This window comes from Microcoleus sp. AT8-A3 (genome assembly GCF_036705675.1).
Classification (GTDB): Bacteria; Cyanobacteriota; Cyanobacteriia; order Cyanobacteriales; family Microcoleaceae; genus Microcoleus.
Genome location: NZ_JAUBVD010000119.1, coordinates 1 through 6,193, shown reverse-complemented (window position 1 = coordinate 6,193; position 6,193 = coordinate 1). Strand labels below are relative to the sequence as shown.

The 6,193-nt window shown below is 48.0% G+C and carries 7 protein-coding genes and 1 tRNA gene; 1 reads left to right on the top strand and 7 read right to left on the bottom strand.

What is annotated here, in order from left to right; translation table 11 throughout:
- Window positions 1-152: 152 nt before the first annotated feature.
- Window positions 153-226, top strand: a tRNA-Arg gene (locus QUB51_RS29915).
- A gap of 83 nt (window positions 227-309) precedes the next feature.
- Here the strand turns inward: QUB51_RS29915 and QUB51_RS29910 are convergent.
- From QUB51_RS29910 to QUB51_RS29880, 7 genes are all read right to left on the bottom strand, one after another.
- On the bottom strand, window positions 310-588 hold the full coding sequence (locus tag QUB51_RS29910; protein WP_333055854.1) for a flagellar alpha dynein: 279 nt from the start codon (window positions 586-588) through the stop codon (window positions 310-312).
- A 32-nt stretch (window positions 589-620) separates the two neighbouring features.
- Window positions 621-941, bottom strand: a complete 321-nt coding sequence (locus tag QUB51_RS29905) for a hypothetical protein (RefSeq protein WP_333055853.1) — start codon at window positions 939-941, stop codon at window positions 621-623.
- A gap of 517 nt (window positions 942-1,458) precedes the next feature.
- Window positions 1,459-4,560 carry a DUF3987 domain-containing protein gene (locus tag QUB51_RS29900; RefSeq protein ID WP_333264498.1) on the bottom strand — a complete coding sequence of 1,034 codons (3,102 nt, stop codon included), beginning with the start codon at window positions 4,558-4,560 and terminating at the stop codon, window positions 1,459-1,461.
- A gap of 284 nt (window positions 4,561-4,844) precedes the next feature.
- Window positions 4,845-5,150 (bottom strand): hypothetical protein, encoded by a 306-nt coding sequence (locus tag QUB51_RS29895; protein WP_333264500.1) that lies wholly within the window; start codon window positions 5,148-5,150, stop codon window positions 4,845-4,847.
- On the bottom strand, window positions 5,150-5,689 hold the full coding sequence (locus tag QUB51_RS29890; RefSeq protein ID WP_333264503.1) for a hypothetical protein: 540 nt from the start codon (window positions 5,687-5,689) through the stop codon (window positions 5,150-5,152). Before QUB51_RS29890 ends, QUB51_RS29895 begins: the two co-directional genes overlap by 1 nt.
- Window positions 5,680-5,943 (bottom strand): hypothetical protein, encoded by a 264-nt coding sequence (locus QUB51_RS29885; RefSeq protein WP_333264505.1) that lies wholly within the window; start codon window positions 5,941-5,943, stop codon window positions 5,680-5,682. Before QUB51_RS29885 ends, QUB51_RS29890 begins: the two co-directional genes overlap by 10 nt.
- Window positions 5,944-6,114, bottom strand: coding sequence for a hypothetical protein (locus QUB51_RS29880; protein WP_333210810.1), 171 nt, complete (start codon window positions 6,112-6,114; stop codon window positions 5,944-5,946).
- Between the last annotated feature and the right edge of the window lie 79 nt (window positions 6,115-6,193).

Here is a 6,193-nt window from a genome sequence, read left to right as displayed (position 1 = left end):
GGGTCATTTTTTAACGTTATATGCTTGCTATGTAAGCATTATAACCTATTTTTATCGTATTTTATGTTTAAGTCCCGGTAAGTCATCAAATAATTTACTTGCTCGATCGCACACTGCACCGATACAATAATCTTGTTAGCGATTTTTGAGTTGGGTGCGTAACTCAGTTGGATAGAGTAGCTGCCTTCTAAGCAGCGAGCCGCAGGTTCAAGTCCTGCCGTACCCGTTAGGTAATCCTTTTGCGTAGCAAGGGTTTCAGGTTGACTAAGCTACCGAGAGTCTGGTTTTCCGCTCATCTTTAGCTCAGTCCTACTCTTCTAAGTAGCTGAGTATGTCCAAAACTGCCTCCATATCTGCCAAGTTTGCGCCGGACTTTTTGCGTCTGGTCTTCAACTTGTTAAGCAGGTCGGCCGGCTCTGGAAATTCTGCGACGGTCGGAGCCGAGTTTTTATTTGCTTGCCGATCGCGCTGCACTTCCTTGAGTTCTTGCTCCAACATCTGCACCTTCAGTCCTAAATCGCCGTTGCGCTCGTGTAACTCATTCAGTTCCTTATCCCATTCTGCAAGCTGCTTGTTGGCCGCTTTCAATTCCTGCCTGAGTGATTCATCGTTGCCGTCACTCAGGCACTCAATTTTCCCAGCCGTTCCTCAATGGCGGCCATCCGCTCCATCACGGTGTCAAGGCGATCGGCTACAACCTTGTCTACAGTGTCTACAATTTCTGTAGACGCGACGCTATCATTACTTCGTGTAGACAAATCCGTAGACAGTGTAGACACTATAGGTGTAGACAAAGTAGACAGCGCTGTAGACGTGCCTGAGACTTCCTTGAGAATGCGTTGTGCAGTTTGACTAAGCGACTCACTGTCTAGCTTCTGAGCTTCTATCCAGTTCAGGAAGTGACCAGAAGCCCTAAACGATACAACTTGACTTTGACTCATTGTAGACACCTGTATACAGTATTTGTCTACAATAACTGATATCTGTCTACACTGTCAACAGTTTGTCTACAAAACTTGTAGACACGAAAATCCCCCAATTAAGGGGGATGAGATTGAGCCGTTAGTCAGCGGCTTCCAAGTCCTTGGGGTCAAGCCATGTAGTAAAACTTCCGTCGGGCTTTACGCAAGTAATCTCGCCGTATTTACTAATTTCATCCACCACCAACTCTAGACCCGCTAATTGTTCAAGGAAGTCCCTCTAACATCTTGTTGAGTAACGCCGGAGCGATATTCTCACGTACCCACTCTGGGTCTTCCCACTGAGAAGGGTAATATTCACCCTTCTTACGCTTTACGGCTATTGCTTGCCGAACAAGCTCAAAGGCAGCTTCTGTCGCGACACAGAAGTCGTTTGACTCATTAAGTTTGTTTTTGTGTTTTTTGGTCATCGCTTGCTTCAATCAAGTCCTCTTAACAGTCTGCCTACAACTAGCGCAACTGATACCGACACCATGTGTCATATTTTCATCAACGTAGTGCTGGCGAGGTCAAAAGTAGCAAAGTCCATATTCCGCACCCGTTTGTCGAAATCTACCGTCACATCATTGCCCCGAACCTTGATTACCGTACCTTTAACGCCTTCATAGAAAGAACCACCGTCATAGGCAACAACAACCCGATCGCCTTCCTTAAACACTTTGTGTTTATTGGGGGTAGGCACTGGTTTAGCGGTTCCTGTAGTACAGCTCATCATTGAGGACTGAGAGGTTTTAGGAGAAGGTGTAAAAACCTCCCCATCCTCCCCACTAGACCTTAACTCCTTATCTGACAAGGATTTAAAGGTGGGGAGGTTTGTATCCCCACTACCTCCCCATTCCTCCCCACTAGATTGAGTAAACGGGGGGGGAACGTTACTTAGTGGGGATGGTGGGGATACAGTGGGGAGGTATGTATCCCCACTTGTAACCGTTGCTGTATCTACATTCCAGCTTGCTGGGGAGGATGGGGAGGTTTTTGTAAGAGAAAACAGAATGCTTTGACCTTTACTTGTAACCTCCCCATAATTCATGGTTGCCAGTTCTGTAAACCATTCCCGTATTTTTTGTGCGCTTGGACGGTATTTGGCATCAAAGGACTTGCTAACCTCTCGAGCTGTTACCGTGCCCCCCTTGCGTTCTGCCAGCGAGATGATTTTCGCGAGATTGCTTTCAAGCGCATCGGGACTGGAAACCTCAATATTTATGCTCAAAGCTTGCACAGTTGTGTACTCAACCCACTTGATAGCAGCGGCAACTTGGCTAGCAGGAATCTTGGAGGAAACCTCAATTTTCGTGTGTGCAGCGTGGATACAGTGCAGGATGGTTGCGACGCGGCCAACTTTCTCAGCAGCCTTACCTAACATTGCCCGCATCCCTTGCTTGGGATGATTTAGCCGAAGTCGCTGGCAGTGGTTGTAATAGTCCACAAACAACTTTCGGGCTTCCTCATCTAGCTCGAATTGCATCATCGGGATAGCGTCCACATTTTCGTAGAGCGCTTGCAGCATCGGGTTGATGTCAATCTTTGACACACCTAAAGTTATCTGGGTTAAGGCTGGTGGCTGTTGCACAAAGTCAAATCGGGCAAAGGTTCCGTTATCATCGCTGCCATCCCCCAGAAAGGGTTCTAAGACCTTGGGTTGAATGTTTCCATAAATAGAAAGGGAGACAGCACCGACGTTAACGGTAGTGCCGGCTGCACGTGCCACCACAGCACCGTTACCGCTCCAACATTCCAGCAAGTCCTCTTTGTCACTTCCCTTGCCACTGCGGTACTGGTTGGCTGATTTAAAAAATCCTGCAAGCTCATCGCACAGCCAGAGTATTCCTTGAATGGGATTCCGGCCTACCATCCCTGCTATTCCCTCCCATGTACCTTTAGTGATGTAGGGAATTGTCTCTACAGGGGCATCAGGCGCGGGGCCCTTGTTCTCATCCTTGCTGTTTTTCCATTGTTCAAGCTCCTCTTTGTAGGCTTTTTCTTGGGCATTGAACTTCTCCTGATTCTTTTGCCTCATTGCTGCTAGCGGGTCTGTAATCATGGCGTTCAATACCGGAGTCTTCATCTGGCTTGACTCAGCGATAAGAGCCCCGAAGTAGCCAAAAGTCCGACACCGATACCTGTTCCATTCCTCCACAAGCATGGTGCTACTGCCATTTTTCAAGAATCTTGAGACACCAGAAATTAGTGCCAGCGCGTAGCATTCAGGCTTGAGGTTCATGCGTCGCGCTACTTCTTCGATCGGAGCGGCCAGAGATTCAGGGAAGATTTCGGAGAGTTTGACGCTAGCAGACTTGGAGGCAAGTAGTTGTTCAATTCCGATTCTCGTGTCTTCCTTGTTGGCTTCTTGCTCTGACTCTTGTTCAAACTCGCGGTAAATTTTCCAGACATCGGCAGAGTTGAGACGGTATTTTTGAGCCAGCTCGGAGATTTTAAGCTGTAACTGAGATTTCTTGAGGTCGGACTCTAGCAGTGTTTCAATCTCTCCCCCTAGCTCCGAGATGTGGGGAACTTGAAATGGTTCAGGACGGACAACTTTTGCTGTTGCCTGCGGGGGAGTTGCGAAAATTTTCTTCTCTCCGATCGCCGCTGTTATGTCGCTGACCGAAAGTTTCTCGTGCGTAATCCAGTCGAAAATATCGAGCCCGCCCTTCTCTGGCAAATTTTCCCAAGCTTTACTCTCTGGGAATGGGTAAAGCCACAAAGCATCAGGGAAGTGTTCGGCAACTTTCTCTGCGTGTTCGATTCCCTTTTTGTCCCGGTCAGGGACTATGACAATCAGCTTTGCACCTTGCAAGTCTAAGGAGTCGGTAAGTGTGAATTTACCGCCCCCGCCGATATTGGTAGTCGCAGCTAGCCCAAGCTTCCACAGTAAGTCAGCGCAAGGTTCACCCTCCACAAGGTAAATCGTTTCGTTGTTTGCGATCGCCTTTCTGATTTCGGCATAGCGGTAAACCGGGATACTGGCACGGGCAACCTTGTTTAAATCCTTATCTGTACCTAGCCCGTACAGCCATTGTTTTTTATCTTTATCCCAGCGTTGCTGCTTAATTTTCTTGTTACCCTCACCGTCATCAACCCGTTCTACACGTGCCAAAGGGGAACCATTGCGATCGGGATAGTCCCAGTAGCGAATACCTTTGGGTCGGATATCTTTGGTAGTTTTTTCTTTAAGAACGTACACACCGCAGCGGCTATCAGAACTTGTGCCGTCAAAGTGCCACAGGTCAGGCTGCTGAGTTTTGGTGTGGTCGAAGTTTTGATGGCAAAGAACCATCTTCCCGTCGTGGCTAATACGGCAGTCGCGGTCTTTGGTACGTCCACAGACCGGGCAAGGATTAGACTTGCTGCTGCTGATAAGATTTCCGCGAACACTTGTAACTTGACCGCCGATCGGAGTAGAATTGTTGTACACGAAATTTAGCTCGCCCACAGCGAGTTGAATGTGGATAGATGCAAAAGCCGTTCTTTCGAGTCGCCAAAACAAGAGAGGGACGGTTTTTTGCTGTGTGTATTTGTTGATTTTTTGAGCAACTAACAAGGTTGGCGACGCGCTCGTGTCGCCTAACCCCGATTGCACATTAGAGGATTAGGGAAATACTGGCCCCAGGTTACTGTTGCTATCCGACGGCATCTCTCTCACCTGTAGGCATAAGCGCTTCCCTTAATCCCTTTTTCTCAGCCGCAGAGCCAGGTTGACTTCACTTCGGACAAGCGCGCATTCTCATTATAGGAGTCTTGCGCCTTGACACAAACCGGAAACGTAAAAAAAACGTACCGAAAACGTACCAAAACTCACTCGTCGGGTTTAAAGGTAAAAGCATTAGACGAGTGAGTCAGAACAAGGCTTTCAGCGCCGCCAAGTCAGAGGGACTCTTGTCCGAAATTTCGGACGGATTTTTCTGTGCCATGACCACCCAGAACTGCGTCCCACGGTCGAGGTTGTGGTTCCCCTGGTGTTGGCGGGACTGCTACCCCTAGCTGCGGTAATTGCAATTCATTGAGGTAGTAGGCGTACTGATTATCATCTCCCCGCTGCGGGTAGAACTTGCCGTTAGTTTTCCAGAAGAAATCTTTACCTCGCAAAACCGCCAATACTAACTCTATTTCTGACTTAGTACCAGTCAATCTTAGGGCTGCTGTTGTTGGGATGTTTGGCTGTCTAGTCATTACTTTTCCCCTTCAAACTGATTGAGTAGATTTTGCAATTTGACCTTGCCTTCTGAGAATTTACGTCCCCCCATTTTGAGTACATTCTCAACAATCCAAGTCACGGACTTACCCGCTTCCATTGACTTACAAACTTCCAAATATATAGGGTAATCGGGAGATTCGGAAGCGGAAGCAGTTTCCTGTAAGTCGCTGCTGTATATAGCTTCCAGCGCTTGCCGGGAAGCTTCCACATCAACGCCAGGGGAAGTCAGGATAAGTTCAGCTTCCTGCTGTCTTTGTTGCTGCGAAACATAGACGCTGGTGCTGATTTCATCCTCTACATCTGCCTTGATTGCCCTCAGTTTCAATTCCTCAATCTCTCCCTCGTCTGCTAATTGACGGGCGATGTTGCCAGCAGAAACTGCACAAGCAATTGCAGCACACAAGCTGACACCTTGCAGTGCTTTGTGAATGTCTAGCTTTTTGTCTAGTGCTGCTAGTGGAACCAACCACAGCACGACAGAGGACGCACTCAACACAAACAGTTTTAGCTGCATAGAAACACCCCCAAACCAATCAGCAACATCGCCAGACCGCCGATGAGAACTGCTTGCAAATCAGCAACTGTAATCTTAAGTAGTTTGCTCAGGGAATAGTCCAGCAACCAGCTCAGCCCCCACGCAATTGCCATCGCTGCTAACAAGAATAGGACTGCTTTCATTGCCATCGGATGCAGACTCGCTATCCACCCCAAAAGGGAGAAAGCGACGCATCCGGCAACAAAGTAATTTGCCAGATACATCGCTTTCATTTAGTTAGTCCCTCCTGTGAGTTTGGCTTTAATTTCATCAATGCGAGTCCGAGCATCGCTGTCAGCCTTATCAATCCCTAAACCCAGTCGGGCATAACCGGGACGCAAGCTGTGCAAGTGCTTAGCTAGTCGAGTGTCTGAGCGTTTTTTCCCCAATTCATTATCGGCCACAGCAGGGTAAGCTCATCTAATTTGGTATAAATTGTACTTGACAAAAAGGGCAAGATATAAAAGAGCATCCTGTCAAGAG

Coding starts and splice junctions, on each gene's coding strand:
- QUB51_RS29890 (WP_333264503.1), bottom strand. CDS start 5,689: ATGCAGCTAAAACTGTTTGTGTTGAGTGCGTCCTCTGTCGTGCTGTGG.
- QUB51_RS29885 (WP_333264505.1), bottom strand. CDS start 5,943: ATGAAAGCGATGTATCTGGCAAATTACTTTGTTGCCGGATGCGTCGCT.
- QUB51_RS29905 (WP_333055853.1), bottom strand. CDS start 941: ATGAGTCAAAGTCAAGTTGTATCGTTTAGGGCTTCTGGTCACTTCCTG.
- QUB51_RS29895 (WP_333264500.1), bottom strand. CDS start 5,150: ATGACTAGACAGCCAAACATCCCAACAACAGCAGCCCTAAGATTGACT.